This window comes from Microbulbifer epialgicus (assembly GCF_041447265.1).
GTDB lineage: Bacteria > Pseudomonadota > Gammaproteobacteria > Pseudomonadales > Cellvibrionaceae > Microbulbifer > Microbulbifer epialgicus.
Genome location: NZ_JBGMEK010000239.1, coordinates 1 through 1,043, shown reverse-complemented (window position 1 = coordinate 1,043; position 1,043 = coordinate 1). Strand labels below are relative to the sequence as shown.

Genomic DNA, 1,043 nt, shown 5'->3' with positions numbered 1-1,043 from the left:
TGGAGGGGGTATCTTGGCAGCCTGCCAAAGCAAGTTGAACAATGTGGTTCATGTACCGCTTACAAAGAAGTAACGCTTGTTGGATTTTCAACCGGAGGTGGGGAGGTTGCACGCAATATTGGCCGGCACGGCACTGATCGTGTTAAGCGAGCCGCTCTAATCAGTGCGGTACCCCCTTTGATGCTGAAAACCAAAGATAACCCCAACGGTGTTCCTGTAGAAGTATTTGACGGCTTACGCCAAAACTCCAATGACAACCGGTCTCAATTGTACTTAGATATCGCATCGGGTCCCTTCTTTGGGTTCAATCGACCCGGCGCGAAAGTGTCTCAAGGTTTAATCCAATCGTTCTGGCGACAAGGTATGATGGCCGGCGCTAAGAATACTTACGATTCTATTGAAGCATTTTCTGCTACGGATTTCAGAGGTGACCTAGCTAAATTTGATGTGCCAACATTGGTTGTTCACGGCGATGATGATCAGATCGTACCTATTGATTCATCTGGTCGAGCTTCTGCAGCTTTAATCAAAAATGCGAAGTTAATTGTGTATAAAGGTGCCCCGCATGGGTTAGCCGATACTCATAAGGATCGCTTAAATAACGATCTACTGAAATTTTTACGCAATAAGTAACAAGTTTTGGAAACCGGGATGGCCGTATTTCTATCGGCCATCTCCGCTGCCGGATACCATGTCTGTAGACGGGTTTCGAAACCTATAACTTACAATCCAGCTTGCTCTTTTTGCTGGGACTCCTCTGATTATTTGTCCCAGAATTTTGGAGTTACTGCAGTTGGAAACAACCCATAAAATACAGGTGCATTGCCTAACTCATATAGTAAATGCAACATTTTATTGCTGTATGTCTATTTTTGTTAAAGGGGCAGGCCAGATCTTTGTGTAATAAAAATACTAATAAGAAACTGGGCATCTCTATAAATTCGGAGATAAATTTACGAATTATTGGAGTGCTATTTTATGGTTGAGTTTTAGTTGTAAAACTGAGCTTATTCGATAAATATTGATAGTTAGTGTGTTTTATA

Annotated in this window: 1 protein-coding gene; it reads left to right on the top strand. The window is 42.3% G+C overall.

Going from position 1 to position 1,043, the window contains the following annotated elements; all coding sequences use genetic code 11:
- Positions 1 to 633: alpha/beta fold hydrolase (locus ACCI49_RS24760; RefSeq protein ID WP_371841932.1), on the top strand; the 633-nt coding region annotated here is incomplete at its 5' end.
- Between the last annotated feature and the right edge of the window lie 410 nt (positions 634 to 1,043).